This window comes from Bradyrhizobium sp. WU425 (assembly GCF_021052305.1).
GTDB classification, from domain to species: domain Bacteria; phylum Pseudomonadota; class Alphaproteobacteria; order Rhizobiales; family Xanthobacteraceae; genus Bradyrhizobium; species Bradyrhizobium canariense_D.
Window position 1 is genome coordinate 146293 of sequence record NZ_CP088089.1, and the last position, 26406, is coordinate 172698.

At 64.9% G+C, this 26406-nt stretch carries 25 protein-coding genes; 9 read left to right on the forward strand and 16 right to left on the reverse strand.

What is annotated here, in order from left to right:
* A complete protein-coding gene (locus BcanWU425_RS00665; protein ID WP_018455726.1) occupies nucleotides 1–771 on the forward strand; it encodes a sulfite exporter TauE/SafE family protein in 771 nt (256 codons plus the stop codon).
* Nucleotides 772–913: 142 nt separating this feature from the next.
* Here the strand turns inward: BcanWU425_RS00665 and BcanWU425_RS00670 are convergent, their stop codons facing one another.
* Nucleotides 914–2302, reverse strand: a complete 1389-nt coding sequence (locus BcanWU425_RS00670; protein WP_085385564.1) for a flavin monoamine oxidase family protein — start codon at nucleotides 2300–2302, stop codon at nucleotides 914–916.
* Nucleotides 2303–2494: 192 nt separating this feature from the next.
* On the opposite strand from BcanWU425_RS00670, the gene BcanWU425_RS00675 reads away from it, so the two are divergent.
* The gene (locus BcanWU425_RS00675) at nucleotides 2495–3472 is read left to right on the forward strand and encodes a YiiX/YebB-like N1pC/P60 family cysteine hydrolase (RefSeq protein WP_018459587.1); all 978 of its coding nucleotides are present in this window, start codon (nucleotides 2495–2497) and stop codon (nucleotides 3470–3472) included.
* Between the two features lie 103 nt (nucleotides 3473–3575).
* On the opposite strand, the gene BcanWU425_RS00680 is transcribed toward BcanWU425_RS00675, so the two are convergent.
* Entirely contained in the window at nucleotides 3576–3851 is a 276-nt protein-coding gene (locus BcanWU425_RS00680; protein WP_085359525.1) for a metal-sensitive transcriptional regulator, read from the reverse strand.
* A 50-nt stretch (nucleotides 3852–3901) separates the two neighbouring features.
* Between BcanWU425_RS00680 and BcanWU425_RS00685 the strand changes: the two genes are divergently transcribed.
* Nucleotides 3902–6337 (forward strand): heavy metal translocating P-type ATPase, encoded by a 2436-nt coding sequence (locus BcanWU425_RS00685; protein WP_204512937.1) that lies wholly within the window; start codon nucleotides 3902–3904, stop codon nucleotides 6335–6337.
* 301 nt (nucleotides 6338–6638) lie between these two features.
* On the opposite strand, the gene BcanWU425_RS00690 is transcribed toward BcanWU425_RS00685, so the two are convergent.
* Together BcanWU425_RS00690 and BcanWU425_RS00695 are read right to left on the reverse strand one after the other, a co-directional pair.
* Nucleotides 6639–7586, reverse strand: a complete 948-nt coding sequence (locus BcanWU425_RS00690) for a hydroxymethylglutaryl-CoA lyase (protein WP_204512936.1) — start codon at nucleotides 7584–7586, stop codon at nucleotides 6639–6641.
* A complete protein-coding gene (locus BcanWU425_RS00695; RefSeq protein ID WP_204512935.1) occupies nucleotides 7583–8776 on the reverse strand; it encodes a CoA transferase in 1194 nt (397 codons plus the stop codon). The genes BcanWU425_RS00690 and BcanWU425_RS00695 overlap by 4 nt, the downstream gene beginning before the upstream one ends.
* Before the next feature lie 192 nt (nucleotides 8777–8968).
* On the opposite strand from BcanWU425_RS00695, the gene BcanWU425_RS00700 reads away from it, so the two are divergent.
* Both BcanWU425_RS00700 and BcanWU425_RS00705 read left to right on the forward strand, forming a co-directional pair.
* Nucleotides 8969–9709, forward strand: coding sequence for a sulfate transporter family protein (locus BcanWU425_RS00700; protein WP_204512934.1), 741 nt, complete (start codon nucleotides 8969–8971; stop codon nucleotides 9707–9709).
* A 219-nt stretch (nucleotides 9710–9928) separates the two neighbouring features.
* Nucleotides 9929–10720 carry a phytanoyl-CoA dioxygenase family protein gene (locus tag BcanWU425_RS00705; RefSeq protein WP_018459592.1) on the forward strand — a complete coding sequence of 264 codons (792 nt, stop codon included), beginning with the start codon at nucleotides 9929–9931 and terminating at the stop codon, nucleotides 10718–10720.
* Between the two features lie 52 nt (nucleotides 10721–10772).
* Here BcanWU425_RS00705 and BcanWU425_RS00710 read toward each other — a convergent pair whose 3' ends face one another.
* The 3 genes from BcanWU425_RS00710 to nth are packed head-to-tail and all read right to left on the reverse strand — an operon-like array spanning nucleotide 10773 to nucleotide 14311.
* Nucleotides 10773–12401 carry an MFS transporter gene (locus BcanWU425_RS00710; protein ID WP_018459593.1) on the reverse strand — a complete coding sequence of 543 codons (1629 nt, stop codon included), beginning with the start codon at nucleotides 12399–12401 and terminating at the stop codon, nucleotides 10773–10775.
* Complete coding sequence (locus BcanWU425_RS00715) at nucleotides 12388–13524, reverse strand: HlyD family secretion protein (RefSeq protein ID WP_026233848.1); 1137 nt, start codon at nucleotides 13522–13524, stop codon at nucleotides 12388–12390. The genes BcanWU425_RS00710 and BcanWU425_RS00715 overlap by 14 nt, the downstream gene beginning before the upstream one ends.
* A 34-nt stretch (nucleotides 13525–13558) precedes the next feature.
* Entirely contained in the window at nucleotides 13559–14311 is a 753-nt protein-coding gene (gene nth, locus BcanWU425_RS00720; protein ID WP_026233849.1) for an endonuclease III, read from the reverse strand.
* 22 nt (nucleotides 14312–14333) lie between these two features.
* On the opposite strand from nth, the gene BcanWU425_RS00725 reads away from it, so the two are divergent.
* Nucleotides 14334–14867, forward strand: a complete 534-nt coding sequence (locus BcanWU425_RS00725; RefSeq protein WP_018459597.1) for a DUF2244 domain-containing protein — start codon at nucleotides 14334–14336, stop codon at nucleotides 14865–14867.
* 56 nt (nucleotides 14868–14923) lie between these two features.
* The gene (locus BcanWU425_RS00730; RefSeq protein ID WP_018459598.1) at nucleotides 14924–15820 is read left to right on the forward strand and encodes a methylated-DNA--[protein]-cysteine S-methyltransferase; all 897 of its coding nucleotides are present in this window, start codon (nucleotides 14924–14926) and stop codon (nucleotides 15818–15820) included.
* Between the two features lie 94 nt (nucleotides 15821–15914).
* Here the strand turns inward: BcanWU425_RS00730 and BcanWU425_RS00735 are convergent, their stop codons facing one another.
* The 8 genes from BcanWU425_RS00735 to dnaK all read right to left on the reverse strand — a co-directional run bounded on the left by BcanWU425_RS00735 (nucleotide 15915) and on the right by dnaK (nucleotide 23380).
* Nucleotides 15915–16538 (reverse strand): 2,3-bisphosphoglycerate-dependent phosphoglycerate mutase, encoded by a 624-nt coding sequence (locus BcanWU425_RS00735; protein WP_018459599.1) that lies wholly within the window; start codon nucleotides 16536–16538, stop codon nucleotides 15915–15917.
* Between the two features lie 81 nt (nucleotides 16539–16619).
* Entirely contained in the window at nucleotides 16620–17435 is an 816-nt protein-coding gene (gene dapB, locus BcanWU425_RS00740; protein WP_018459600.1) for a 4-hydroxy-tetrahydrodipicolinate reductase, read from the reverse strand.
* 258 nt (nucleotides 17436–17693) lie between these two features.
* Nucleotides 17694–18005, reverse strand: a complete 312-nt coding sequence (locus tag BcanWU425_RS00745; RefSeq protein WP_018459601.1) for a DUF1330 domain-containing protein — start codon at nucleotides 18003–18005, stop codon at nucleotides 17694–17696.
* Nucleotides 18006–18028: 23 nt separating this feature from the next.
* The gene (gene pyrF / locus BcanWU425_RS00750; protein ID WP_018459602.1) at nucleotides 18029–18739 is read right to left on the reverse strand and encodes an orotidine-5'-phosphate decarboxylase; all 711 of its coding nucleotides are present in this window, start codon (nucleotides 18737–18739) and stop codon (nucleotides 18029–18031) included.
* 6 nt (nucleotides 18740–18745) lie between these two features.
* Nucleotides 18746–19324, reverse strand: coding sequence for an NADPH-dependent FMN reductase (locus BcanWU425_RS00755; RefSeq protein WP_026233850.1), 579 nt, complete (start codon nucleotides 19322–19324; stop codon nucleotides 18746–18748).
* A 57-nt stretch (nucleotides 19325–19381) separates the two neighbouring features.
* Nucleotides 19382–19981 carry a class I SAM-dependent methyltransferase gene (locus tag BcanWU425_RS00760; RefSeq protein ID WP_085349933.1) on the reverse strand — a complete coding sequence of 200 codons (600 nt, stop codon included), beginning with the start codon at nucleotides 19979–19981 and terminating at the stop codon, nucleotides 19382–19384.
* Between the two features lie 88 nt (nucleotides 19982–20069).
* Nucleotides 20070–21203 (reverse strand): molecular chaperone DnaJ, encoded by a 1134-nt coding sequence (gene dnaJ / locus BcanWU425_RS00765; RefSeq protein WP_085349934.1) that lies wholly within the window; start codon nucleotides 21201–21203, stop codon nucleotides 20070–20072.
* Between the two features lie 275 nt (nucleotides 21204–21478).
* Entirely contained in the window at nucleotides 21479–23380 is a 1902-nt protein-coding gene (dnaK, locus tag BcanWU425_RS00770; protein ID WP_204512933.1) for a molecular chaperone DnaK, read from the reverse strand.
* Nucleotides 23381–23774: 394 nt separating this feature from the next.
* Between dnaK and BcanWU425_RS00775 the strand changes: the two genes are divergently transcribed.
* Both BcanWU425_RS00775 and pncA read left to right on the forward strand, forming a co-directional pair.
* Nucleotides 23775–24716, forward strand: a complete 942-nt coding sequence (locus BcanWU425_RS00775; RefSeq protein ID WP_018459606.1) for a hypothetical protein — start codon at nucleotides 23775–23777, stop codon at nucleotides 24714–24716.
* Between the two features lie 146 nt (nucleotides 24717–24862).
* A complete protein-coding gene (gene pncA, locus BcanWU425_RS00780) occupies nucleotides 24863–25585 on the forward strand; it encodes a bifunctional nicotinamidase/pyrazinamidase (protein ID WP_026233851.1) in 723 nt (240 codons plus the stop codon).
* Between the two features lie 142 nt (nucleotides 25586–25727).
* On the opposite strand, the gene grpE is transcribed toward pncA, so the two are convergent.
* A complete protein-coding gene (grpE, locus tag BcanWU425_RS00785; protein WP_085349936.1) occupies nucleotides 25728–26345 on the reverse strand; it encodes a nucleotide exchange factor GrpE in 618 nt (205 codons plus the stop codon).
* Nucleotides 26346–26406: the final 61 nt, after the last annotated feature.

Genomic DNA, 26406 nt, shown 5'->3' on the forward strand with positions numbered 1-26406 from the left:
ATGAATCTCACTGACTTTCTTCCAAAGGACGTCAGCCTCACCATTGCGATGGCGCTCTGCGCCGTCGCTTTCGTTTCGGGCACCGCGCGCGGCTTCTCCGGCTTCGGCTCGGCGCTGATCTTCATGCCGTTGGCGAGCAGCATCGCGGCGCCGCGTCTGGTTGCCGCGCTGCTCCTCGTGATCGATTTCGTCGCGGCCGCGCCGCTGCTGCCTGACGCCTGGCGCAAGGCCGACCGCAAGGCCACCGCCGTGATCGTGCTGGGCGCGCTGGTCGGCGTGCCCGTCGGCACCTATTTCCTCAGCGTGCTCGAACCCGTTACGACGCGGTGGATCATCTCCTGCTTCGTCGCCGCGCTGTTGCTCTTGCTGCTGTCGGGCTGGCGCTATCGCGGCAAGGACCACGCGTGGCTCTCGGTCGGCATCGGCAGCCTCTCCGGCTTCTGTAGCGGCCTCGCCCAGACCGGCGGCCCGCCGATCGTCGGCTACTGGCTCGGCCGCCCGGTCGCATCGATCGTCGCGCGCGCCAACATCTTGCTGTTCTTCGGCGCGTCGGATTTCTTCTCGATGATCAGTTACGCGACCACAGGCCTGATCTCACGCGAGTCGCTTGTGCTATCGCTCATCGTCGGGCCGGTCTATGCGATCGGCGTCGCCTTCGGTGCGTCGCTGTTCGGCCGTGCCAGCGAGAAAGTGTTTCGCGCCATCTGCTACGCGCTGATCGCGCTCGCGGTGATCGCGGGACTGCCGCTGCTGGACGGGGTGTTACGGTAAGTCTCTCCGCGAGTCGTCCTGGCGAAAGCCAGGACCCATTACCCCAGCGTTTGTACCGCGAGCTGGCCACCAAAAGTCTTCGCCAAACGACTTCTGGGGTCATGGGTCCTGGATCTGCGCTGCGCTTGTCCAGGTCAATTGCCTATTGCCGCGGCGCTCGCCGCTTCTTCGTGGACTGCGTCGGGACATCGGCCGGCTCGTCCTTGAGCGCGCCGATCTTGCGCAAGGCCGCGTCCGCGGCGCGCTCGCCGCTTTCCCAGGCGCCGTCGACGGTGCCCCAGAGCGTCTCGTGCGTGGCTTCGCCGGCGAGGAACATGTTGCCGATCGGCTCGGTCAGGATTTTTCGCGAGAACTGACCGCCGGGCGAGGCCGCCGACATCGCACCCATCACGAACGGCGAGGCATTCCAGCGCGTCACGCTGGCTTTCTGCACGGCTGCGGCGACTTCGCTGCCGAACAGCTTCGTGATCCATTCTCTGGCGAAGGCCGTCATCGCCTTCTCGCCTTGCTGGGTGAGATCACGGCCGAACGAGCCGCCGACATCGATCGAGCACAGCGAGGAGCCGCCGATATTGGCGAACATCAGCGCCGTGCGCGTCGAGTTGCTCTGCTCGATCAGGATGTCGTCGCGCGACAGGCCGAGCGGATTGCCCGGTAGCTGCAGCACGATGTGATCGTAGCTCCCGAGCGTGAGCTTTGATGCGGCATCGAGCGTGCGCTTCGGAATGTCAGGCCCGAACTTGATCGCGCCCGAGGTCAGGACATTAGTCGAGACCGTAATGATGGCCGCGCGGGCGGCGATCCTGCCGGCCTGTGTCTCCACGCTGACGTCGCGATTGCTCCAGACGATCCGGCTCGCCGGTGTCGACAGCGCGACCGGCGCCTGCTCACCCAGTTTGGTGATCAGGGTCCCCAGGCCCTGGCGGCAGGCGATCGCGGCGTTGCGATCCTGTGCACGCGCCTTGTCGATCGCAGACAGCTCCTTCAGGTCCTTGCCGGCGAAGCTCGCACCCAGCATGAACTCGGCCGCCCCGGCCCAGTCGCCGAGATCCTTCGGCAGCACCGAGGCGCAGGCGGTATCGAGCTTGCCGCGCGCGGCCTCGTCGATGGCGCGGTTGGCCCGGACCAACGCCGCCAGGAACTCCTCGGTCTCGCCGGCCCGTGCGTTGCGGCGGCCGATGCGCATCTTCTGGCCTGAGGGCGCCGGCAGAACGTCGAGCCCGGCACTGCGCGCCAGCCGGATCATCGGATTGGTGTCGGGATTGTGCATCCAGCGCGCGCCGCGATCGAACGGCGCGTCGAAGGTGGTCGTATCCGTGATGCAGCGGCCGCCGATCTGCGACGCAGCCTCCACCACCACGACCTTGCGATTGGCCGCCATGATACGCCGCGCCGCGGCAATTCCCGCCGCGCCCGCGCCGATCACGACAATGTCAGCCTCGCGCGGCAGGGTCGCGGCGGTCGCGCGCAGGACCGGCATCGCGGCAAGGCCCGCCGACGCCGATAGGAAGCTGCGGCGCGTGATTGTCATGTCATGGTTTCCGGAGACTTGCGGCAAACGGGAACAGCTAGCGAACCTTGCCGTATCTGATGTTGCGCGGCAACCATCATGGTGAATCAATCGTGCTTGATGTCACAAATCGATGAACCGAATTGCAACACGTTCCGACCATGGTAGAGAAGAGAAAAAGACGGTCGGAAAAGGCCGTGGGGGAGTTTTGAAATGGGGACGGTCCTGGACTCAGTCGGCAAGCTGATTGCCGCGTACCTCTCGAAGGAGGTGCCGGGCTATGAGCCGTTCACGCCGAGCGACCCCGAGCATCTGCGCGGCGTCATCGAGCCCGGCGACGTGCTGCTGGTCGAGGGCAACAACCGCATCTCGGGCATCATCAAATATCTGACGCAGTCGACCTGGTCCCACGGCGCACTCTATGTCGGCCCGATCGAGGGTGCGGAAGAGCCCGACGGCGAGCCGCACGTGCTGATCGAGGCCAATATCGGCGAAGGTGTCACCTCCGCGCCGCTGTCGAAATATTTCCCCTATCACACCCGCGTCTGCCGGCCGGTCGGGCTGTCCTATGAGGACCGCACCACGGTCTGCCGCTATGCGATCAACCGCATCGGCTTCGGCTACGACACCAAGAACATCGTCGACCTGATGCGCTTTCTGTTTCCGCTGCCGATCCCGCAGCGCTGGCGGCGGCGCATGATCTCGATCGGCTCGGGCGATCCCACCAAGATCATCTGCTCGGCCCTGATCGCGCAAGCGTTCGACGCCGTGCGTTACCCGATCCTGCCCAAGATCACCAAGGCCGGCAGCCGTGCTGCCCGCCGCGAGATCCTGCACATCCGCGATTCCTCGCTCTACATGCCCCGCGACTTCGACATCTCGCCCTATTTCGAAGTCGTCAAACCCACCATCGTGCACGGCTTCGACTACACCGCCTTGCACTGGGCCGACAAGCAGAAGCCGCTCGAGGAGGTAGCCGGCACCTTCGGTGTGTTTCCAGAAACGTTCCGTGCGCCGCCGCTCGTTCCTGAAACGATTGACGAAGAGGCGCCGATTCCGGCTGAAGAAGTGAGCGCGCACCCAGCGGAGACGGTCGATCGCGTCACCGTCTCGGAGCGCTTCCGGCGGCTGAAGAAGCTGGCCATGGACCGCCCAAGGCGGCGCGGTCGGGCGCGCGAACGGGCGGCGTAGCCGTCGCTCCACTATCGTCATTGCGAGCGCAGCGAAGCAATCCAGGTCTCTGCCTGAGCAGTCTGGGTTGCTTCGTCGCTACGCTCCTCACAATGACGGCGATCTACCGCTCCGCCCGCCCAATCACCGCCATCAACTCCGCGATCTTCTCGCGCTGGTCCGCCCTGTCGCCGCTCGCGATCGCATGCTCGACGCAATGGGCGACGTGATCTTTCAGAACCTCTTCCTCGACCCGGCGCAAGGCGGCGCGCACCGCCGAGATCTGCGTGACGATGTCGATGCAATAGCGGTCCTCCTCGACCATTTTCGAAAGGCCGCGAACCTGCCCCTCGATCCGGCCGAGACGTTTTCCGACAGATGCCTTGATGTCCTTGCGCATGCCGACTATATACCCCCCCAGGGTATGACTTGCAAGGCCGGAGCGTGGCAATGAACGACGCCGAACACGAGCACCGTCACAACGCGGAAACACGTTCCGGATGCGGCTGTGGCAGCAAAGCTCCGCCGGTCGCCAAGCCCGCGGCCTCCTCCTGCTGCGGCGGGCACGGCGATCACGCGCATGACCACGGCGCCGCGGCAACAGTCCGCGATCCCGTCTGCGGCATGACCTTCGATCCTGCGACCTCAAAACACCGGTTCGACCATCACGGCGAGACCTTCCATTTCTGCTCGGCCGGCTGCCGCACCAAATTCGCTGCCGACCCCGCAAAATATCTCGCCAAGGAGAAGACACCCCAACCCGAGATGCCCGCAGGCACGATCTACACCTGCCCGATGCATCCGCAGATCCGCCAGGCCGGACCTGGCACCTGCCCGATCTGCGGCATGGCGCTGGAGCCGGAAGTGGCGAGCCTGGAGACCGGTCCCAATCCCGAGCTTGCCGACATGACGCGGCGGTTCTGGATCGGCGGCGCGCTGGCGCTGCCGGCCGTCGTGCTGGAGATGGGCGGCCATCTCGCGGGCCCGCACAATTGGATCGATGCGACGCTGTCGAATCGGATCCAGCTCGTCTTTGCAACGCCAGTGGTGCTGTGGGCCGGCTGGCCGTTCTTCGTCCGCGGCTGGCAGTCGCTGCTGACGCGCAACCTCAACATGTTCACGCTGATCGCGATGGGCACGGGCGTCGCCTATGTCTACAGCCTGATCGGCACCATCACGCCGCAGATTTTCCCTGCCACCTTCCGCGGCCACGAAGGCGCGGTCGCGGTTTATTTCGAGGCAGCGGCCGTCATCACCGTGCTGGTGCTGCTCGGTCAGGTGCTGGAGCTGCGCGCCCGCGATGCGACGTCGGGTGCGATCAAGGCGCTGCTGCAGCTCGCCCCGAAGACCGCGCGCCGCATCGATACCGACGGCGGCGAGCACGAGGTCGAGATCGACGCCCTTCATGCCGGTGACCGCTTGCGCGTGCGTCCGGGCGAAAAAGTGCCGGTCGACGGCGTCATTCTGGAGGGCCGTTCCTCGCTCGACGAGTCGCTGGTAACAGGCGAGTCCATGCCGGTCACCAAGGAGACGGGCGCGAAGGTCATCGCGGGCACGCTCAACCAGTCCGGCAGCTTCATCATGCGCGCCGACAAGGTCGGGCGTGAGACGCTGCTGTCGCAGATCGTGCAGATGGTCGCGGACGCGCAGCGCTCGCGCGCGCCGATCCAGCGTCTCGCCGACCAGGTCGCGGGCTGGTTCGTGCCGGCGGTGATCGCCGTTGCCGTCATCGCGTTCGCAGCCTGGGCCTGGTTCGGACCGGAGCCGCGGCTGGCCTTCGGCCTCGTCGCCGCCGTCAGCGTGCTGATCATCGCCTGCCCCTGTGCGCTTGGCCTGGCGACTCCGATGTCGATCATGGTCGGCGTCGGCCGCGGCGCGCAGGCAGGCGTGCTGATCAAGAACGCCGAGGCGTTGGAACGGATGGAGAAGATCGACACACTGGTGGTCGACAAGACCGGCACGCTGACCGAGGGCAAGCCGAAGGTGGTCGCGATCGTGCCGGCGGCCGGCTTCGCGGAAGATGACATCCTCCGCTTAGCCGCCAGCGTGGAGCGCGCCAGCGAGCATCCTCTGGCCGACGCGATCATGCTCGCGGCGAAGGAGAAGCAGCTCGCGCTGGGCCAGGTCGAGCAATTCGATTCGCCGACAGGCAAGGGCGCCACCGGCAAGGTCGACGCCAAAACCATCGTGCTCGGCAATGCCAAATATCTGATGTCGATCGGCATCGACACCAAAACGCTCGATGGCGAGGCCGAACGGCTGCGCGGCGATGGCGCGACCGTGATCAACATGGCCGTCGACGGCCGGCTCGCCGGCCTGTTCGCGATCGCCGATCCGGTCAAGGCTTCCACGCCGGAGGCGCTGAAGGCACTCGCGGCCGAAGGCATCAAGGTCATCATGCTGACCGGCGACAACCGCACCACGGCGGAGGCTGTCGCGCGCAGGCTCGGCATCGCCGATGTCGAGGCCGAGGTGCTGCCGGATCAGAAGAGCGCGGTGGTGACAAAGCTGCAGAAGGCCGGCCGCAGCGTCGCGATGGCTGGCGACGGCGTCAACGACGCGCCAGCGCTGGCCGCAGCCGAAGTCGGCATCGCCATGGGCACCGGCACGGACGTGGCGATGGAGAGCGCCGGCGTCACCTTGCTGAAGGGCGATCTGACCGGCATCGTGCGTGCGCGAAAACTGTCGCAGGCGACGATGAGCAACATCCGGCAAAACCTGTTCTTTGCCTTCATCTACAACGCCGCAGGCATTCCGATCGCGGCCGGAATCCTTTATCCAACGTTCGGCGTGCTGCTGTCGCCGATCATCGCCGCGGCCGCGATGGCGCTGTCCTCGGTCAGCGTCGTTGGAAACGCGCTGCGGCTACGGGCAACGCGGCTGTGAGCGAGCGCCTTCTCTCTCGCACCGTTCACGAAACGCGGTAAGATGCGCGTAGCCTGGACGAAGCGGAGCCGACGAAGGCACGCCAGCACGCGCACCGGCATGAGTAGATTTGCCGCGCAGGCGGTGCGTTCCCCTCTCCCCTTGTGAGAAAGGGTGGCTCGCCGCGAAGCGGCGAGACGGGTGAGGGGGTATGTCTCCGCGACTACTTTCCTTCGAGCTTGCGGAGAGAGACCCCTCATCCGGCGCTTCGCGCCACCTTCTCCCGCAAGGGGGAGAAGGGAAGGGCGTTCCGCTTGCGGATTTAAGCCGCCTTCGCCGCGCTCCCACCCGGCAATCCCGCCTGAGCGAGGCCGCCGTAGAGCTGCTCGTTCGGCATCTCCTCGCGCAGGATCCTGCGCACCGTGATCAGCTTCTCCAAATCGATGCCGGTCGCAAAGCCCTTGCTCTCGCACAGGAACACGAGATCCTCGAACACGACATTGCCGGTCGCACCGGGGGCAAAGGGGCAGCCACCGAGGCCGCCGAGCGAGCCGTCGAGGATCCGCGCGCCTTCGTCGAGCGCCGCGGCCGCGTTCGCGATGCCCATGCCGCGGGTATCGTGTAGATGGATGCAGATCGGCTTCGACCCTGCGAGCTTCACCGCGGCGCGCGTCAGCTCCGCCACCTGCTTCGGCCCGGCATAGCCCACGGTGTCGGCGATGCCGACGAAATCGACACCGGCTTCGAGGCATTTGTCGACCAGCCGCAGCACTTCTGCAGGGTCGACCGCCCCGGTGATCGAGCAGCCCAGCGCCATCGAGATCGCCGCGTTGACGAGCGGCTTGTGGCTGGTGGCATCGCGCATCTCGCACAGGCGTTTCAGATTGGCGATGGCGGACTCGCGCGAGCGGTGCGCATTGGCCTGGCTGTGCTCTTCCGTCGCAGAGACCACGGAGGCGATTTCGCCGACGCCGGATTCCAGCGCCTCGTTCACGCCGCGTTCGTTGAGCGCAAGCGCGATGCCATGCGCGCCGGACAATGAAGCGACGGTCGCGACGACATCACGAACATCGACGAATTGCGGAAAAGTCTTCGCCGGCAGGAACGAGCCGACCTCGAAATGCCGCACGCCAGCGGCATATTCCTCGCGCACCCAGCGTTGCTTGGCGTCGGTGGACGGAATTTTCTTCACGAGCTGGAGCCCGTCGCGCAGGCCGACTTCGCGCAGGCTGACGCGTTCTGCGGGGTAAATCTCCTGAATCCGGCTCATCCGCGCCTCCCTGTTGTTTTTGACGTGACATCTTCATTTTCATTGTCGATCTCGGCGCGAACGGCCGCAGTGTCGGCGCCGAGCGGCGCGACCCTCAGGCCTTCGCCGATATGGCTGCCGTTCCATTCGATCGGCAGCGCCGGCACCCGGAACGGCTTGCCGTCGGCGGTGACATTGTTGACGAGCCCGCCCGGCCGCAGCACATGCGGATCGGTGAAGAGATCCTCGGGCCGGTTGATCGGCGAAAAGCAGATGTTGAGCGCATCCAGCCTCTGCGACAGTTTTGCCACGTCCCACTGCCTGATGATCCCGGCCGCGCGCGGAATGATCCGCCCGCGCGCCAGGATGCGATCGGTCGTGGTGCGCAAGGCGGGATCATCGAGGAATTCAGTCAGGCCGAACTCGCGGCAAAAGCTCTGCCAATGGCCTTCGGTGACGACGCCGATGAAGATGCGCTCGCCGCCGGCGGTCTCGAAGATGTCATAGATTGGCCAGGCATGCTCGCGCTCCGGCATCGAGCGCGGCTTGTTCCCGGTCATCTCGTATTCGACCATGTGCTGGGCAACCAGAAACAGGCAGTTCTCGAACAGGCCGATGCGGATGTCGGCGCCGTCGCGTTTTCCTCCGCGCTTCTGATAGAGCGCCGCGAGGATCGCGATCACACCGAACATGCCGCCCATGATGTCGTTGGCGGACGAGCCGACGCGCTGGGGCTTTTCGCTGGTGCCGGTCATGGCGGCAAGGCCCGCCATCATCTGCACCACCTCGTCGAGCGCGGGGCGGTGCTCGTAGGGACCGGAGAGGAATCCCTTGTGGCCGGCAATGATCAGACCCGGATGCCGGCGGCGCAATTCGTCCGCGCCAAGCCCCTGCTTACCGAGCTGGCCGTCGCGAAAATTCTCAAGGAACACGTCGGCGGTCGCCAGCAGCCGGTGCATGGTGTCGCGATCCTCAGTCTTCTCGAAATCCAGCACCACGCTGCGCTTGCCGCGGTTGAACAATGGGAAAAAGGCGGTCCCCATGCCCCCCAAGCTCCGGGTCTTGTCGCCCGCAGGCGGCTCGACCTTGATCACGTCGGCTCCGAGCTGCGCCAGGATCATGCCGCAGGTCGGGCCCATGACCATGTGGGTCATCTCGACCACGCGCACGCCTGCAAGCGGCAATCCGTCCGCCGATTCTTCCATCGCCATATGCGCCTGTTCCTTTGCCGCGCTGGTTCCGCTTGTTGTCAAGCGGGTTGGTGGAGCAACGGTCTTGCCGAATTCATCGTGGCTTCGTTGATGCCAGCGGTCAATCCGGCCATAAGCGGTGCCGCCGATCTCCCTTGCCGAAGTGGCCCGGGGTGTCTACCTCTCGCGGGTGATTTCGTGAGAGGAACTCCCATGCTGGATGCCGCCGTCAAGGCGCTGTCACAAATGATCTCGCCGCCGATGCGCTCGATCCTGTGGCGGTCGATCGGCGTCGCACTGGTGCTGATCATCGTGCTGGCGATCGGCTTGCAGCGGCTGCTGAGCTGGTTTGCGACCTATGGCGAGGCGTGGCTGGAAGGCCTGCTCGGTCCGGGTTGGCACTCATCGCTCGAGGTGTTGTCCTGGATCATTTCGATCGCCGCGGGCCTCGGCGTCGTGTTCGGGGCTGTGTTCCTGATGCCCGCGATCACCTCGCTGGTTGCGAGCGTGTTCGTCGACGACGTCGCCGACATCGTCGAGCGCGAGCATTATCCGGCGGAGCGGCCGGGCGTCGCGCTGCCGTTCAGCCAGGCGATCTACGAGGGCGTCAAGACCGCGCTGCTGACGATCCTGGTCTACCTGATCGCGCTGCCGCTGGTGCTTTTCGCCGGCGCCGGCTTCCTGGTCTTCTTCCTCGCCACGGCATGGCTGCTCGGCCGCGAATATTTCGAGCTCGCGGCGATGCGGTTTCGCTCGCCGGAGGAAGCCAAGGCGATGCGGCGCGACAACGCCGCCACCATCTTCACCGCGGGCCTGTTCATCGCAGCCTTCGTCTCGATCCCGATCGTCAATCTGGCGACGCCGATCTTCGCCATGGCCTTCATGGTTCACATGCACAAGCGGCTGTCAGGTCCGCGGCCCGAGCTGATCGAGCCGGCGCGGCAGATGCGGTAGGTCAAGCGGACTTGGCGGCGCGCTCGTACGACGCCCCCTCGTAGAGGCGCTCTGCGTCCCGCTTGTCTTGATTTTGCTCTCCGCCGCCGTAAGGTACGCAGCATGATTTTCATGTCCACATTCTTCCCGCTGATCTGAGCGACCAAGTCGTTCCGGCGTATCGCGCCAATCAGATCAAGACGGCTGCGCTGACGCGGTGGCCGAACGGAGAAATGTGCAATGCCCAAAACCGAGCGCATCGGCGTGACCTCTCATCGGGTCCTAAACTTCATCGACGACGGTTTCATCAAGATCGAGAACGCCTTCAGCACGCACCTTGCGGAACAATGCAGGGACGAATTGTGGGCGGATATTGGTCTATCGCCACACGAGCCCGAAAGCTGGACCCAGCCGGTCATTCGGGTGGGATCCAAGACCTCGCCACCATTCATTGAAGCCGCCAACACGCCGATCCTGCACGAAGCCTATGACCAACTCGCGGGTGACCGCCGCTGGATCGCGCCCAATGCGCTCGGAACTTTTCCGGTCCGCTTTCCCTCACCGGAATCCCCTGGTGATGATGGCTGGCATGTGGACATGAGTTTCGGCTTCGATAATCCGGATTTCATGCAGTGGCGCGTCAATGTGAAGAGCAGCGGACGCGCATTGCTAATGCTCTTCCTGTTCTCGGGCGTAGGCCCTGAGGATGCGCCAACGAAGATACGGAAAGGTTCGCACGCCACCATCGCCCGGGAGCTGCTGCCCTATGGCGATGCAGGCGCAACGCTGGAGCAGATCTCTGCCAACGGTTACGCTTCTACGGAAGATTGCGACGTTGAACTGGCAATCGGTGCGGCAGGGACCGTTTATCTCTGCCATCCATTCCTGGTTCACGCCGCGCAACCTCACCGGGGGAAGCGCCCGCGTTTCATGGCACAGCCGCCGCTGCTGCCAACAGGCGAGTTCGACCCGGCGTTGCCACCCTCGCCGGTTCAGATCGCCATCCGTCGGGCTTGTGGTCTGACGTTATAGTCAGAGCCAACCCGGACCGTCGCTCGGCGCGTGGGTCGTCTGGATCCTGAACCTACGTCAGGGGCACTCCGCATCTGCGCAACAGCATCCTGGCGAAGCCGAACGGCGCCGGCGTGAACGGGCCGGGCGGGGCACGGGTGACTAGGGCGACGACGCCGAGCGCCGCCATCGCGACCCAGAAGCACAGCCAGAAGCCGTCGATATAGGCGAGCACATTGGCCTCGCGCTGGACGAGGCCGGCGAGCGTACCGACCGCGCGTGCCTGTGCCGAGCCGGCACCATGGGCCGCAAAATGGTCGGCGAGCTGTTTCAGCATGCGGACCACGTCGACGTCGCCGACACCGAGATTCTGGCCGAGATAGAAGGAATGGATCTGCTCGCGGACGCGCAGCCACGTCCCCATCAACGCGACGCCGATCTCGGCGCCACCGAGCCGCATGATCTGGATATAGGCGGCAAACGAGGTCGCACGGCTCGGATCGGAGTTGGACAGCAGCGTGATGATCAGCGGCAGCAAGGTCAGCGACTGCCCGATCGCCTGGAGCAGCACGATGCCCGCGAAATCCTCGCGCGCCCAATCATGGCTGAGCTGCGTGCCCCAGAGATTGGCGGCGGCGAAACAGGCAAATCCCACGACCACCACCGTGCGCGTATCGAAATGCCGCAGCAGCCAGATCGAGAGCGGCACCAGCACGAACATTGGCAAGGCGCCATAGGTGAGCAGCAGCAAGCCACTCTGCTCCGGCCTGAGCAGGGCGATGGTGGCGAGGAAATTCGGCACCAGCGACGCGTTGGAGAGGCTGGTCAGCGTGTAGAGCAGGATCAGGACCAGCCCCAGGCCGATATTGCGCGAGAACAAGACGTTCACATGCGCCCAGGGCTGCCGCACCAGGGACTCGTTGACGAGGAAGCCCGCGACCAGCACCGCGCCGGCAATGATCAACGCCATCACAGTCCCCGACCCCAGCCAGTCCAGACGGTTGCCCTGGTCGAGCCCGGCATAGATCATCGAGACGCCGGCGCCGAGCAGCAGCATGCCGCCCCAATCGGCGTCGCGCAGCAAAGCGCGATTCACCGGCTCGTTCGGCGTGCCCCAATAGACCATCAGGCCCATCAGCGGCGCGATCAGGACGCTCTGCCAGTACAGCCATTGCCAGCCGAGATGGTCGACATAGAAGCCGACCAGCGAGCTCGATGTATCGAGCGCGAAGCCGACGCGGATCGAATAGATCGAGATCGCCGGAAGCCACCAGCGGATCGGTAAATTGCGGAACACGATCATCAGCGTCGCCGGCACGAAGGTGCCGAGCAGGAGGCCATGCACGACGCTGAGCGCGAGCAATGTCGGATAGTCGTGCACGAACGGGATGATCAGCGAGACCGCGGCATAGACGAGGCTGGGGATACCCAGCACGCGACGCAGGCCGAATACGGTGGCAAGCCAGGCCACCGCGGGCGCGATGAAGATCTGCGAGCCGATGCCCGCCGTGGAGAGCCATGCGCCTTCGTCGAACGAGAGCGAGAACGCGCCGCGCAGGTCCGGCAGGCCAATCGTGGTCAGCCGGCTGTCAAAATTGGCGAGGAACGAGCCGAGCAGCACCGCCGCCACCGCAAACAGCGGCTGCGGGGCGACGCCGCCGCGCGAGAGCGGTCCGCGACTGGAATCGTCATTTTCCGCCATTGCCGGCCTTGGTGTCGATGCTGGTGACGACCGACATGCCCGGCACCAGCCGCGCCAGCAGCGGCTGGTTGTCGTCGAACTGGATGCGCACGGGAATGCGCTGCACGACTTTGGTGAAGTTGCCGGTTGCGTTGTCCGGTGGCAGCAGCGCGACCTGCGCGCCGGTCGCGGGCGCAATGCGCTCGACCCGGCCGCGCAGCTTCTCGCGCGGGAAACTGTCGACGGTGATCTCGACCGGCTGACCCGGTGCGACGTGGGTAAGCTGGGTCTCCTTGTAATTCGCGATCACATAGACCTTCGGCAACGGCACGACGTTGATGAGGTTGGTGCCGATGTTGACGTAGTCGCCGGGCTGGACCTGTCGCTCGCCGACGACGCCATCGAACGGCGCGGATATCTTGGTGTAGCCGAGCTTTAGCTTCGCGCTCGCCAGCGTCGCCTTGGTCGCTTCGAGATCGGCCGCGCGCTGCTTCCTGGTGCCTTGCAGGACTTCGAGCTGATGCTGCTGGGCCGCGATCACGGCGCGGCTCGCGCGCACGTCGGCCTGCGCCTTGGCATAGCCTGCGACCGCCTGTTCGAAGCGCTGCCGCGTACCGGATTCGGTCTGCGACAGCGACTGCTGACGCTCCTGCTCCTGCCGCGCCTCGACCTCCACGGCTTCGGCCGAGAGCCGCGCGGCTTGCGCCTGCGCGATCGTCGCATATTGCAGCTCGATCTGGTTCGCCAGATTGTCGAGCACGGCCTGCGCAGCGGCGACCGCCGCTTCGGCCTGCGCGACTTGCGTCTCATAGTCGGCAGGATCGATCTGGATCAGGAGATCGCCGGCCTTGACGCGCTGGAAGTCGGTGACCCCGACGGTCAGCACTTCGCCGGAGACGCGACTGGCGAGCCGCGTCAGCTCGGCGCGCACATAGGCGTCGTTGGTGGTCTGGACCACCGAATTGCCGACCCATTCGTCGAAGCGCTGCGTTGCAAGCGCGACGAAGCCGAGCGCGACGATCACCGCGAACAGCGGAATCGCGAGCCGGCTCCAGAGCGAACTCGCCGGTGGCTGCGTTGGCTTCGGTGGCGGCGGCGGTGTAGCAGGAGGTGGCGATGGCGAGATTTGTTCCTGCTGACTCACGCTAGACTCCAAACCACTTTCCCGAACGCTATTTTCAGACCGTCTTTTCCGGCCACCGGCAGAGATCGTTGATCAGGCAAACCTCGCAGCGCGGCTTGCGCGCGAGGCAAGTATAGCGGCCATGCAGGATCAGCCAATGATGGGCATGCAGCATGAACTCGGCCGGGATCACCTTTTCGAGACCGAGCTCGACCTCCAGCGGCGTCTTGCCGGGCGCAAGTCCGGTCCGGTTGCCGACGCGGAAGACATGCGTATCGACCGCCATGGTGTGCTCGCCGAAGGCCATGTTGAGCACGACATTGGCGGTCTTGCGCCCGGCGCCGGGCAACGACTCGATCCCGACGCGCGTGCGCGGCACCTCGCCGCCGAACTCGCTGAGCAGCTTCGCCGACAGCGCGATGACGTTTCTGGCCTTGGTGCGATAGAGCCCGATGGTCTTGATGTACTCGCGCAGGCGTTCCTCGCCGAGGTCAAGCATCTTCTGGGGCGTGTCGGCGACCGCAAACAGCGCGCGCGTCGCCTTGTTGACGCCGGCGTCAGTCGCCTGTGCCGACAGCACCACGGCAACCAGCAGCGTGAACGGATTGACGTGCTCGAGCTCCCCCTTTGGCTCCGGGTTAGCCTTGCGGAAACGGCTGAAGGCCTCGCGGACTTCGGGCGGCGTCCAGGGTTTCATGGCTTTGAGAGATTTCTTGCCGGGGGCCTTGGGCTTCGCGGCGGCCACCTTCGCCTTTTTCTTCGGCACGGACGTTTTGCGGGGGGCCGGCGTGCGGGTGATTTTCGCCATGATCGGGATATACTGAGGGACGATGAGCACAGGCAATGAAATTGAGCGCGAACGATCTGCAAGCGAGGCTGAGCCTCAGATCTTTTCCGCGCGCCTGACGCCGCACCGCTCGCTGAACCGCACCGGCTTCCTCGCCGTGATGCTGTTCCTGAGCGCCGTCAGCTTCGTCACCGGCCTCGTCTTCCTGATGATGGGCGCCTGGCCGGTGTTCGGCTTTTTCGGCCTCGACGTGCTGGTGATCTGGTGGGCTTTCAAGGCCAATTTCCGTGCGGCGCGGGCCAGCGAGGAGATCGTGGTCACGCCATCTGAATTGCGCGTGCGGCGCGTCAGCCAGCATGGCCAGGTCGTCGAATGGACCTTCAATCCGCTCTGGGTTCGACTCGACATGGAAATCGACGAGGATTTTGGCATCGAGCACCTCTATCTGATCTCGCGAGGTCACCAGATCCAGATCGCCCGCTTCCTGGGGCCGGACGAAAAGGCAAGTTTCTACAAGGGTTTGGTTGAGGCCTTAAATGCCGCCAGGCGCGGTCCGACCTACAATCCGGTGACCTGATTTGCGGATCGGAAATCGGGTGGTTTCGTACCCCGCCCCCTCCTACATTTCCAGGCATGATGACACTCGCGATACATGACCAGCGCCTGGCCGGGCCGGGCTCCCAGAACGCCGCGATGCGCGACTATGATTCCGTGCGCCGGGCGATCGCCTTCATCTCCGAAAAATGGCGCACGCAGCCGACCATCGAGGCGATGGCGGATGCGGCCGGCGTCACCCCGGACGAGCTGCACCATCTGTTCCGCCGCTGGGCCTCGATCACGCCGAAGGCTTTTATGCAGGCGCTCACGCTCGATCACGCCAAGGGCTTGCTCAGGGATTCGGCGAGTATCCTCGACGCCGCGCTTGACTCCGGTTTGTCGGGTCCGGGCCGGCTGCACGATCTCTTCGTCACCCATGAGGCGATGTCGCCGGGCGAATGGAAGAACGGCGGCGCCGGCCTCACCTTGCGCTACGGCTTCCATCACTCACCGTTCGGCACCGCGATCGTGATCGCGACCGATCGCGGATTGTCGGGACTCGCTTTCGCCGATCCCGGTGAGGAACAGGTGGCGCTTGCCGATATGACGCGGCGATGGCGGAACGCAACTTACGTCGAGGATCACGAAGGTACCGCACCATTGGCGCAGCGCATCTTCGACACAAAACTCTGGCGGCCGGACCAGCCGCTGCGCGTGGTGATGATCGGTACCGATTTCGAGGTGCGGGTGTGGGAGACCTTGCTGAAGATCCCGATGGGCCGCGCGGTGTCCTATTCGGACATCGCCTGCAACATCAACAGCCCGAAAGCGTCACGCGCCGTCGGCGCCGCCGTCGGCAAGAACCCGGTGTCCTTCGTCGTGCCCTGCCACCGCGCGCTCGGCAAGAGCGGCACGCTCACCGGCTACCACTGGGGCATCACTCGCAAGCAGGCGATGCTGGGCTGGGAGGCCGGGCAGCTGGGGCTGCAGTAAGAGTTGCCACGCGTAAACTGCCCCACTTAGTCGTCCTGGCGAAAGCCAGGACGACACCGAGTGCTTGGCGGGACTCAGTCGCGCGCGAACGTCTTTATCCCGCCAGATCCAGCTTCGATGCCACCGTCGAATCCGCATTGAGCCGGTAGATGATCGGCACGCCGGTGGCGAGCTCGCGCTTCAAAATGCCTTCGGGCGAGAGCTTTTCCAGCACCATGATCAGCGCGCGCAGCGAATTGCCGTGAGCCGCGACCAATGTGCGCTTGCCGTTGAGCACGCCGGGCAGGATCTCCTGCACGTAATACGGCAGCGCGCGCGCCAGCGTGTCCTTCAGGCTTTCGCCACCGGGCGGCGGCACGTCGTAGGAGCGGCGCCAGATCAGCACCTGGTCCTCGCCCCATTTCTTGCGGGCGTCATCCTTGTTGAGACCGGAGAGATCGCCATAGTCGCGCTCGTTCAGCGCGAGGTTCTTCGTCGTCGACAGGCCCTTCTGGTCGAGCTCGCCGAGAATGAGATCGAGCGTGTGCTGTGCGCGCGTCAAGACCGAGGTGTATGCAACGTCGAACACGAGACCCTGCGCCTTCAGCTTGCGGCCGGCTTCCGAGGCTTCCTTGACGCCGAGCTCGGTGAGATCAGGATCCTTCCAGCCCGTGAAGAGGTTCTTCAGATTCCATTCGCTCTGGCCGTGCCGCACCAGCACGAGAAGACGTTCGCTCATCGACTGCTTTTCCGTTTCGTTCGTTGTTTAAGCATGATCTTGTCGGAAAACCGCTTCACACTTTTCCGGATCATGCTTCGTTCAGATGTCGGACAGGCCGAGTACGTCGGCCATGGAGTAGTGCCCCGGCTTCTTGCCATGCGCCCAGAGCGCGGCTTTCAGCGCGCCGTGGGCGAACAGCATGCGATCCTCCGCGTGATGCGACAGCGTCAGGCGCTCGAACGCGCCGAGGAAGCTCACGCTGTGATCGCCGGCCGCGGTGCCGCCGCGCAACGACGCAAAGCCGATGTCGCCGGGCTTGCGTGCGCCGGTGATGCCGTCGCGGCCGCGGTCTGCATGCTCGTCGAGCGCGATGCCGCGGCCGCTAGCTGCGGCCTGGCCCAGCATCAGTGCCGTGCCCGAGGGCGCGTCGATCTTCATGCGGTGATGGGTCTCGACGATCTCGATGTCGAAGCTCTCGTCGAGCGCCTTGGCGACTCGCTTGACCACAGCGGCAAGCAGATTGACACCCAGGCTCATATTGCCGGACTGCACCACGACGGCGCGGTTGGTGACGCTCTTGATCACGGCGTTGTCGGAGCCCGACAGGCCGGTCGTTCCGACCACGTGCACGAGGCCGCGCTCGGCGGCGATCGCGACATTGGCGAGGGTCGCCGCGGGCACGGTGAAATCCAGAATGCCGTCGGCGTCCTTCGACATCGCCCAGAGATCGCCGGAGAGTTTGATGCCATTGGCCGGCAGACCTGCCAGCACGCCGGCATCCTTGCCGAGCAGCTCCGAGCCCGGCGCCTCCAGCGCGCCGGCCAGCACCGCGCCTTTGGTCTCGGCAATCGCCCGCGTCAGCGCCCGGCCCATCCGGCCGCCGGCTCCAGCAACGATCAAGCGCATATCGGACATGGTGCGATCCTCTCACGGCCGTTGTAGCGGGGGGATGCAGTTCCGGCAACCGAGGGGGATTAGGGGCAGGTCGCCTGCGGCCATCCTTCGAGACGCCCGCCTGTGGCGGCCCTCAGGATGAGGTCGCGTCTTGCGGCAAGATATCAGACCCTCATGGTGAGGAGCCCGCAAGGCGGGCGTTCCGGACGATGCTCTGCATCGCCGGGCGAACCATGCAGGCCGAGCATTTCGGCAAGAGTAATAAGAGGAGTTCGCGCCTCAGCCGTCTGACGGTTGCGGGCCGTCATAGCCCTCGATGACGATGAGGTCGGCGACGGAGTGCGGCTGGCGCACCTTGATGTTGGCCTGGTATTCCGGCGAGTTGTAGCAGGCGATCGCGGTCTCGTAGTCCGGGAATTCGATCACGACATTGCGGGTGCGGCTGGCGCCTTCGACGGTGGTGAACTTGCCGGCGCGGACGACGAAGCGGCCACCCCATTTCTTGAAGATCGGACCATTGGCGACGGCATAGGGCTTGTAGCCCTCGTCACTGCTCACGTCGACGCGTCCGATCCAGTAGCCTTTTGCCATTGTTCTTCTCCCTGTGTTGGTAGTTAGCCGAGCGCTTGCGCGATCTCGGCCTGGATGGCCTCGGCGATCGCCCTGGAGTCCGTGGCTTCCACCACCGGCCGCCCGACCACGAGATAATCCGCGCCGGCCGCAATCGCGCGGCCCGGCGTCATGATGCGTTTCTGGTCGCCGCTCGCGGCGCCCGCCGGCCGGATGCCGGGGGTGACGAGGCTCATCTGGTGGCCGACGATCTTGCGCAAGGCTCCGACTTCCTCGGGCGACGATACCAGCCCGTCGATGCCGAGCACCTGCGCCTGCTGCGCGCGCGCTTCGACGAGCTCGGAGACGCCGAGCCGGAAGCCTGCCGCGTGCAGATCGTCCTCGTTGTAGGACGTCAGAACAGTGACGGCGAGGATCTTCAGGTTCGAGCTGCCGCGACCTTCGACGGCACCCTTCATGGTCTGCGGATAAGCGTGCACGGTGAGGAAGGTCGCGCCGAGCCTTGTGATGCTGTCGACGCCCTGCGCCACGGTGTTGCCGATGTCGTGCAGCTTGAGATCGAGAAAGACCTTCTTGCCCTGGTCGGCGAGCTTGCCGACCAGCGGCAAGCCGCCGGCATAAGCGAGCCGATAGCCGATCTTGTAGAAGGTGACGCTGTCGCCGAGCCGGTTGACCATAGCTTCCGCGGCATCAACGCTGGGCAGATCGAGCGCGACGATCAGGCGGTCTTTCGGGGCAATCTCGGCTGGCGTCATGTCACCTCACATCATGCGTTGGGAAACGTCGATCAACTGCCGCACCAGTTCCTTCAACGCGGCGATATCGCCCTCGTGCTTCAGCCTGTCCATATCGTCATAGGCCTGGTCGGCAAAGGCGAGCGTCAGCTGGCTGGCAATCACATTGGCGTGGCAGGAGGTCAGGATCAGCCGCAACGCCTGCAGCGCGCGAGCCGCGCCAAGCCGGCTCTGCGAGGCGCCGGCGAGCGCGAAGACGCGGTTGCGGAACACCTCGCCGCGCGGCTCGTGCAGCTCATGCACGCGGCTGACCCAGTCGATCGCGTTCTTCAGCAGCGGCGGCACCGAGGCGTTGTATTCGGGCGAGACGATCAACACGCCATGATGCGCGCCGATCATGCGCTTGAGATTGATCGCGTGCTTCGGCACACCGGATTTGGCCTGCAGGTCGCCGTCATAAATCGGCAGCGGAAAATCGGCGAGCGAGATCCGGGTGACGTCGACACCGGCCTGATCGAATGCATAGGCAGCGACCGCTGCCAGCTTCGCATTTTGCGAGCCGGTGCGCAGGGAGCCGGGAATGATCAGAATTTTCGGTGCGGACATCCGCTTCCATGCGTTCGGCGAAACGAGACCGCCACGCAAACAGGAATGCCGGCGGAATTAGTCCTTGCGATACACCCAGACGCGGGCCGGCGGAAGGTTCATCCAGATCCGTTCGGAGGCCTCTGTGGACACGCCGGGCAGCGATTTCGGAATCGGCGGCACCACCGCATAGGTGAACTGGACGAAGGGCGCACCGGGCGCCAGGGCCGTGAAGGCGTCGCGGATGAGCCGCAGCCGCGTCAGCATCGGTTTTGTGACCAGCGGCAGGCCGGAGACGACCGCGGAGGCCGGCGCGCTCAGCACGTTCCACAGGGTGTCGCGCAGACGATAGGCATCGCCCTGCACCACCTTGGCCTGCGGATAGCGGTCGCGCAGCAGGGCGCAGAAGCCTGGATTGTATTCGACGAGGACGAGACGCTTCTGGTCGACGCCGCGCTCGACCAGGGCCGAGGTGATGGCGCCGGTGCCGGGCCCGAGCTCGACCACCGGTGAGTCCGAATTGACGTCGACGTAATGGGCCATTGTCCGGGCCAGCAGCTTGCCCGACGGCATCACTGCGCCCATGTGGAGAGGCTTTTCGATCCATGACCGGAGAAAACGCACCTCGTCATCGAGACGGGGCTTCTTCAACGCACGCGCGGACGATGGCAATGGCATGTCGGGACCGGCCGGGACCGCGTGACCGCGGCGTGTCAGAAAATGGTCATAAAGACGTATAGGCCGAAGGCGGCACGGTCAAGACGCGTCAACTCGCGCGATTACCGAAGAAATCCTTGACCTTGGTGAAGAAACCCTCGGATTCCGGCTGGGTGTTGCCGGAGGAGAGTTTTTCGAACTCGGCCAGCAATTCCTGCTGTTTCTTGGTGAGATTTTGCGGGGTTTCGACCACGACCTGAACGTACATGTCGCCCATCTGGCGCGAGCGCAGCACCGGCATGCCTTTTGATGCGATGCGGAATCGGCGGCTAGACTGGGTCCCCGCGGGGACCTTCACCTTGGTCTTGCCCTTGTCGATGGTCGGCACCTCGAACTCGCCGCCAAGCGCCGCCGTCACCATCGAGATCGGCACACGACAATGCAGATCGGCGCCGTCGCGCTGGAAGAACTGGTGCTGGGCCAGCGACAGGAAGATGTAGAGGTCCCCAGGCGGACCGCCGCGGACCCCGGCCTCGCCCTCGCCGGCGAGTCTGATCCTGGTGCCGTCCTCCACGCCGGGGGGAATGTTGACCGACAGCGTCCGCTCGCGGGTGACGCGCCCCTGACCCGAGCAGGACGGGCAGGCGTCCTCGATCATCTGGCCGCGGCCCTGGCAGCCCGGACAGGTGCGCTCCAGCGTGAAGAAGCCCTGCGACTGCCGTACGCGTCCGGCGCCGCCGCAGGTCGAGCAGGTCTTCGGCTTGGTGCCGGCCCTGGCCCCGATGCCCGAACAGGCCTCGCAAGTGACCGAGACCGGGATCTCGATCTGCGCGGTCTTGCCGCCAAAAGCTTCCTCGAGCGTGATTTCCATGTTGTAGCGCAGGTCGGCGCCGCGCTCGCGGCCGCCACGGCCCCCGCGCTGTCCGGCCATGCCGAACAGATCTTCGAAAATGTCGGAAAAGGAGGAGGCGAAGCCCGCACCGAAACCGGCACCACCGCCCCCGCCCTGCTCGAAGGCGGCATGGCCGTAACGGTCATAGGCAGCGCGCTTGTCCTTGTCTTTCAGGACCTCGTAGGCCTCGTTGATTTCCTTGAACTTGACTTCGCTGGTGTTGTCCCCCGGATTGCGGTCGGGGTGAAACTTCATCGCCAGCTTGCGGAACGACGATTTCAGCGCGGAATCGTCGGCATCGCGTTCGACTTCGAGGGTTTCGTAGTAGCAGCGCTTGGTGGACGTGGACATGATGAGCTCAGTCTATCCGATCGCGATTCAAGTCGGAGCGACGCAACGTCGCCATGCAACGATATAGGCAGCCTTCGGCCTCGCGGCAGAGGATTGCACGGCAGTGTTCAGAATAACGGCTGGGAATTGATCGATCGCAACGGGCCCGAATTTAACAGAGCCGATTTTCAAAGAGTCTTGGCCCGTCGAGCCCGACACGATGGCCTCCCCCGCGAGGGAGGAGGCCGTTGGCGCGTGTGGGGTCCAAGCCGTCCGCATCATCACCCTCGCGGGGTTCAGGCGGACTTCTTGTTGGTCTTGTCGTCGTCGACTTCGGTGAATTCCGCGTCGACGACGTCGTCCTTGGCCGCATCCTTCTTGGCGTCGGCTTCGGCCTGCTGCTTGTACATGGCCTCGCCGAGCTTCATCGAAGCCTGGGCCAGCGTTTGGGTCTTGGCCTTGATCGCTTCGGCATCGTCGCCCTTCAGCGCTTCCTTGAGGTCGCTGACGGAATCCTCGATGGCGCGGCGCTCGGTCTCGGCGACCTTCGAACCGTGCTCGGCCAGTGCCTTCTCGGTCGAATGCACCAGTCCATCCGCGTCGTTCTTGGCAGTCACGGCCTCGCGGCGCTTCTTGTCCGCCTCGGCATTGGCCTCGGCGTCCTTGACCATCTTCTCGATGTCGGCTTCCGATAGACCGCCGGAGGCCTGGATGCGGATCTGCTGCTCCTTGGACGTGGCCTTGTCCTTGGCCGAGACGTTGACGATGCCGTTGGCGTCGATGTCGAACGTCACCTCGATCTGCGGCATGCCGCGCGGGGCCGGCGGAATGCCCATCAGGTCGAACTGGCCGAGCATCTTGTTGTCGGCCGCCATTTCACGCTCGCCCTGGAAGACGCGGATGGTGACCGCGTTCTGACTGTCCTCGGCGGTCGAGAACACCTGGCTCTTCTTGGTCGGGATCGTGGTGTTGCGGTCGATGATGCGGGTGAACACGCCGCCCAGAGTCTCGATGCCCAGCGACAGCGGGGTCACGTCGAGCAGCAGCACGTCCTTGACGTCGCCCTGAAGCACGCCGGCCTGGATCGCGGCGCCGATCGCCACGACTTCGTCCGGGTTGACGCCCTTATGCGGCTCCTTGCCGAACAGCTGCTTCACGACTTCCTGGACTTTCGGCATGCGCGACATGCCGCCGACCAGCACCACTTCGCCGATCTCGGCGGCGGTGAGGCCGGCATCCTTCAGCGCCTTGCGGCAGGGCTCGACGGTCTTCTGAACGAGATCATCGACCAGCGCCTCGAACTTGGCGCGGGTGAGCTTCATCGTCAGATGCTTCGGGCCGGTCTGGTCCGCGGTGATGAAGGGCAGGTTGATCTCGGTCTGCGTCGTCGACGACAGCTCGATCTTGGCCTTTTCGGCGGCTTCCTTCAGGCGCTGCAACGCGAGCTTGTCGTTGCGCAGGTTGATGCCCTGCTCCTTCTGGAATTCGTCGGCGAGATAGCCGACCAGGCGCATGTCGAAGTCTTCGCCGCCGAGGAAGGTGTCGCCGTTGGTCGACTTCACCTCGAACACGCCGTCGCCGATTTCTAGAATCGAGATATCGAACGTGCCGCCGCCGAGATCGTACACGGCGATCGTACCGGCCTTTGTCTTGTCGAGGCCGTAGGCGAGCGCGGCCGCGGTCGGCTCGTTGATGATGCGCAGCACTTCAAGGCCCGCGATCTTGCCGGCGTCCTTGGTCGCCTGGCGCTGGGCGTCGTTGAAGTAGGCGGGCACGGTGATGACGGCCTGGTCGACCTTCTGGCCGAGATGGGCTTCCGCGGTCTCCTTCATCTTCTGCAAGATGAACGCCGAGACCTGCGAGGGCGAGTAGGTCTGGCCGTCGGCCTCGACCCAGGCGTCGCCGTTGGAAGCCTTCACGATCTTGTACGGAACGAGCTTCTTGTCCTTCTCGACCATCGGGTCGTCGTAGCGGCGGCCGATCAGGCGCTTCACTGCGAAGAACGTGCGCTCGGGATTGGTGACGGCCTGGCGCTTGGCCGGCTGGCCGACGAGGCGCTCACCGTCGTCCGTCACGGCGACGATCGAAGGCGTCGTGCGCATGCCTTCGGAATTCTCGATGACTTTGGCGTTCTTGCCATCCATTACGGCGACGCACGAATTCGTGGTGCCGAGGTCGATCCCGATGACCTTTCCCATGGTCCTGTATCCTTGTTTTTGCGGCAGGCTGGCTGGGCCCAGAAGGCACCCGAACCGAAACCCCCTAAGATCAAACATTCGCGATATTGCGATGGTTGGGGGTCATATAGGAGGGGGGGAGGTGCCTGCAAGGACCGAACGCAAGTTTCGGCCGTGAAAACATTGGGTTTTGGAAGAACATATCCGGGCTGCACCGCCCTTGCGGGTGAGGAATTATTAACAGGTCCGCGATTGGCCGGCATCCGCTACCGCATCCCGCCCCGCCCTGTTGCGGCCAGACCAAAACCGTTAAAAGGCGGGCAGCCGGCCGGGCTCGTCCTCGGGCTGCCTCGCGCGACAAAGCGGCCGGCTGGCCACCATCGAACGGCCTCAATGTGAACCAATCAGAGTGCCCATGAAGCTGATCCGCCCCCTCGCCGCGCTCGCCCTCCTCGTCGCCTCTACGCTTCCGGCTCTGGCCGCCGACGCCGTTTTCCCACCCGGCTTGCGCCTCGGCATGGTGCCATTGGTCGGCCTCAGCACGGCCAAGACCTTTCCCGGCTTCGAGAGCGAGGACGGCAACGTCAAGGTGCTGATCACGGAGCTGCCGCCGGCCGCCTATGGCGAGGTCGTGAGCGCCTTCAACTCCAACCCGGCCGGCACCAACGGCGTCAAGCAGGACAAGATCGAGACGCCCGCGGGCGTGGCCTATTTCACCACGGAGAGCGGCAAGGCGGGCGAGACGCCAGTGCGGCGCTATTCGATGATCGTGCCGGGCGCCGGCTTCTCCGGCTACGTCGCGGTGCAGATTCCGGAGAATGCGATCAAGATCTACACCGACGAGGCGGTGCGGCAGATGTTCGCGAGCGTCGTCACCCGGAAGCAGGTCTCGGCCGAAGAGCAGATCGCACTGATGCCGTTCAAGATCACCGATCTCGCCGACTTCAAGGACGTCCGCACGCTGGCGCCGGGCTCGAGTATCATCCTGGCCGACGGCGACGAGAGCTCCGGCTATGAATCGAAGCCGTTTATCATCCTCGGCGTGATTGGCGCCACCCCGCAAGCCGCCGACGACCGCGCCCGCTTCGCCCAGGAGGCGGCGCTCCAGATTCCCGGCGTGCGCGAGTCGCGCGTCACCATGTCCGAGCCGATCCGCATCAGCGGCCAGCAGGGTTTCGAGACCCGGATCGACGGCGTCAGCGGCAAGGACAAGACGCCGGTGACCGTGGTGCAGTGGATCCGCTTCAGCAGCGGCGGCGCCTCGCTGCGCATCATCGCCAGCGCCCCGCGCGAGCAATGGCCGGCCGCCTTCACCCGCTTCCGCGCGGTCCGCGACGGCATCCAGCCGAAGGGCTAGCAGCATCCGCAAGCGGGAGAGGTGCACCGAACCCGCGGCTCAAGCCCAACCACTCACCAAAGCCGGCTGCATTTTCGGGCTTCTGTTCGTATACGAACGGAACTAGGCTCCCCTTCCGTTGAGTTCATCCTGGAGGGAGGCGAATGATGCTGGATCGGCGACAAGTCTTGGCGGCGCTCGGGACGAGCGCGCTCGTGGCGCTCGCGCCCACGGCAATTCTGGCAGCGGCATCGATCAAGCCGGACGATGCATCCGCGCTGCTCGTGATCGACGTGCAGAACTGCTTCCTGCCCGGCGGCAGCCTTGCCGTGAAGGAAGGCGAGCAGGTGGTGCCCGTCATCAACAAGATCTCGAAAGCATTTTCGAATGTGGTGATGACGCAGGACTGGCACACGCAAGGCCATATTTCCTTTGCGTCAGTCCACGCCGGCAAGAAGCCGTTCGAGACCGTCGATCTTCCCTACGGCAAGCAGGTGCTGTGGCCCGACCATTGCGTGCAGGGCACCGACGGCGCCGCGCTGTCGAAAGACCTTGCGATCCCGCACGCCGAGCTCATCATCCGCAAGGGTTTTCACAAGGACGTCGACAGCTATTCGGCCTTCCTCGAAGCCGACGGCAAGACCTCGACGGGTCTCGCCGGCTATCTGAAGGCGCGCAAGATCAAGCGCGTCTTCGTCGCGGGGCTGGCGACGGATTTCTGCGTCGCCTGGACCGCGCTCGACGCGCGCAAGGCGGGCTTCGAGGTCTATGTGGTGGAAGACGCCTGCCGCGGCATCGACAATCAGGGTTCGCTGGCAAAAGCCTGGGCCGACATGGCCAAGGCCGGCGTGAAGCGGATTCAGTCCGCGGATATCGCGGCGAGCGCGTAGGCCCGGTCAAAAAACTGCAAGACCCTCAGCCTGAGGAGCGCGCTTCTTCGCGCGCGTCTCGAAGGATGCAGGCCGCGCTGCAGCAGCGCGGCCTGCATGGTTCGAGACGGCGCTGACGCGCCTCCTCGCCATGAGGATCGACTTAGTTGGCCGCGCCGTTCGGCTCGTTGCTGTTGGCAGCGGGCGCAGCCTTGGCGCCGCCCTTGGCGACACCGACCAAGGCGGGACGCAGCACGCGCTCGCCGATGGTGTAGCCGGCCTGCATGACCTGGACGACCGTGCCTGCGGGCACCGACGCATCGGGCACCTCGAACATCGCCTGCTGGAAGTTCGGGTCGAACTTCTGGCCCGAGGGGTCGAACTTCTTCACGCCGTGTTTTTCCAGCGCGCTGAGCAGCGAGCGCTCAGTCAGCTCGACGCCCTCGATCAGCGAGGCGAGGCCTGCATCGGCCGCCGCACGGGCTTCGGCCGGAACGGCATCGAGCGCGCGCTGCAGGTTGTCGGCGATGTCGAGCACGTCGCGGGCAAAGCCGGTGATGCCGTAGAGGCGGGCATCCGCGACCTCCTTGGTGGTCCGCTTGCGCAAATTCTCCATTTCGGCCAGCGTCCGCAGCATGCGGTCGCGCGCCTCGGCGACTTCCTTCTGCAGAAGCTCGACGGAGCCGGGCTCGGGATCGTCGGGCATGATGTAGGGTTTTGACACCACGGGCTCGCCGGCCGCAGCACTCGTGTCTTCGGGTTGCCGGTCTCGATCGGTCATCGGCTCTCTTTTCGCATTCGTCTCAGGGGATTTCTGGCCCGGATATCGTGCTTCGGGCGGC

What these genes read in the sequence shown, in the direction of transcription:
- BcanWU425_RS00665 (WP_018455726.1), top strand. Translation starts at nt 1, where the DNA reads ATGAATCTCACTGACTTTCTTCCAAAGGACGTCAGCCTCACCATTGCG.
- BcanWU425_RS00670 (WP_085385564.1), bottom strand. Translation starts at nt 2,302, where the DNA reads ATGACAATCACGCGCCGCAGCTTCCTATCGGCGTCGGCGGGCCTTGCC.
- BcanWU425_RS00675 (WP_018459587.1), top strand. Translation starts at nt 2,495, where the DNA reads ATGGGGACGGTCCTGGACTCAGTCGGCAAGCTGATTGCCGCGTACCTC.
- BcanWU425_RS00680 (WP_085359525.1), bottom strand. Translation starts at nt 3,851, where the DNA reads ATGCGCAAGGACATCAAGGCATCTGTCGGAAAACGTCTCGGCCGGATC.
- BcanWU425_RS00685 (WP_204512937.1), top strand. Translation starts at nt 3,902, where the DNA reads ATGAACGACGCCGAACACGAGCACCGTCACAACGCGGAAACACGTTCC.
- BcanWU425_RS00690 (WP_204512936.1), bottom strand. Translation starts at nt 7,586, where the DNA reads ATGAGCCGGATTCAGGAGATTTACCCCGCAGAACGCGTCAGCCTGCGC.
- BcanWU425_RS00695 (WP_204512935.1), bottom strand. Translation starts at nt 8,776, where the DNA reads ATGGCGATGGAAGAATCGGCGGACGGATTGCCGCTTGCAGGCGTGCGC.
- BcanWU425_RS00700 (WP_204512934.1), top strand. Translation starts at nt 8,969, where the DNA reads ATGCTGGATGCCGCCGTCAAGGCGCTGTCACAAATGATCTCGCCGCCG.
- BcanWU425_RS00705 (WP_018459592.1), top strand. Translation starts at nt 9,929, where the DNA reads ATGCCCAAAACCGAGCGCATCGGCGTGACCTCTCATCGGGTCCTAAAC.
- BcanWU425_RS00710 (WP_018459593.1), bottom strand. Translation starts at nt 12,401, where the DNA reads ATGGCGGAAAATGACGATTCCAGTCGCGGACCGCTCTCGCGCGGCGGC.
- nth (WP_026233849.1), bottom strand. Translation starts at nt 14,311, where the DNA reads ATGGCGAAAATCACCCGCACGCCGGCCCCCCGCAAAACGTCCGTGCCG.
- BcanWU425_RS00725 (WP_018459597.1), top strand. Translation starts at nt 14,334, where the DNA reads ATGAGCACAGGCAATGAAATTGAGCGCGAACGATCTGCAAGCGAGGCT.
- BcanWU425_RS00730 (WP_018459598.1), top strand. Translation starts at nt 14,924, where the DNA reads ATGATGACACTCGCGATACATGACCAGCGCCTGGCCGGGCCGGGCTCC.
- BcanWU425_RS00735 (WP_018459599.1), bottom strand. Translation starts at nt 16,538, where the DNA reads ATGAGCGAACGTCTTCTCGTGCTGGTGCGGCACGGCCAGAGCGAATGG.
- dapB (WP_018459600.1), bottom strand. Translation starts at nt 17,435, where the DNA reads ATGTCCGATATGCGCTTGATCGTTGCTGGAGCCGGCGGCCGGATGGGC.
- BcanWU425_RS00745 (WP_018459601.1), bottom strand. Translation starts at nt 18,005, where the DNA reads ATGGCAAAAGGCTACTGGATCGGACGCGTCGACGTGAGCAGTGACGAG.
- pyrF (WP_018459602.1), bottom strand. Translation starts at nt 18,739, where the DNA reads ATGACGCCAGCCGAGATTGCCCCGAAAGACCGCCTGATCGTCGCGCTC.
- BcanWU425_RS00755 (WP_026233850.1), bottom strand. Translation starts at nt 19,324, where the DNA reads ATGTCCGCACCGAAAATTCTGATCATTCCCGGCTCCCTGCGCACCGGC.
- BcanWU425_RS00760 (WP_085349933.1), bottom strand. Translation starts at nt 19,981, where the DNA reads ATGCCATTGCCATCGTCCGCGCGTGCGTTGAAGAAGCCCCGTCTCGAT.
- dnaJ (WP_085349934.1), bottom strand. Translation starts at nt 21,203, where the DNA reads ATGTCCACGTCCACCAAGCGCTGCTACTACGAAACCCTCGAAGTCGAA.
- dnaK (WP_204512933.1), bottom strand. Translation starts at nt 23,380, where the DNA reads ATGGGAAAGGTCATCGGGATCGACCTCGGCACCACGAATTCGTGCGTC.
- BcanWU425_RS00775 (WP_018459606.1), top strand. Translation starts at nt 23,775, where the DNA reads ATGAAGCTGATCCGCCCCCTCGCCGCGCTCGCCCTCCTCGTCGCCTCT.
- pncA (WP_026233851.1), top strand. Translation starts at nt 24,863, where the DNA reads ATGCTGGATCGGCGACAAGTCTTGGCGGCGCTCGGGACGAGCGCGCTC.
- grpE (WP_085349936.1), bottom strand. Translation starts at nt 26,345, where the DNA reads ATGACCGATCGAGACCGGCAACCCGAAGACACGAGTGCTGCGGCCGGC.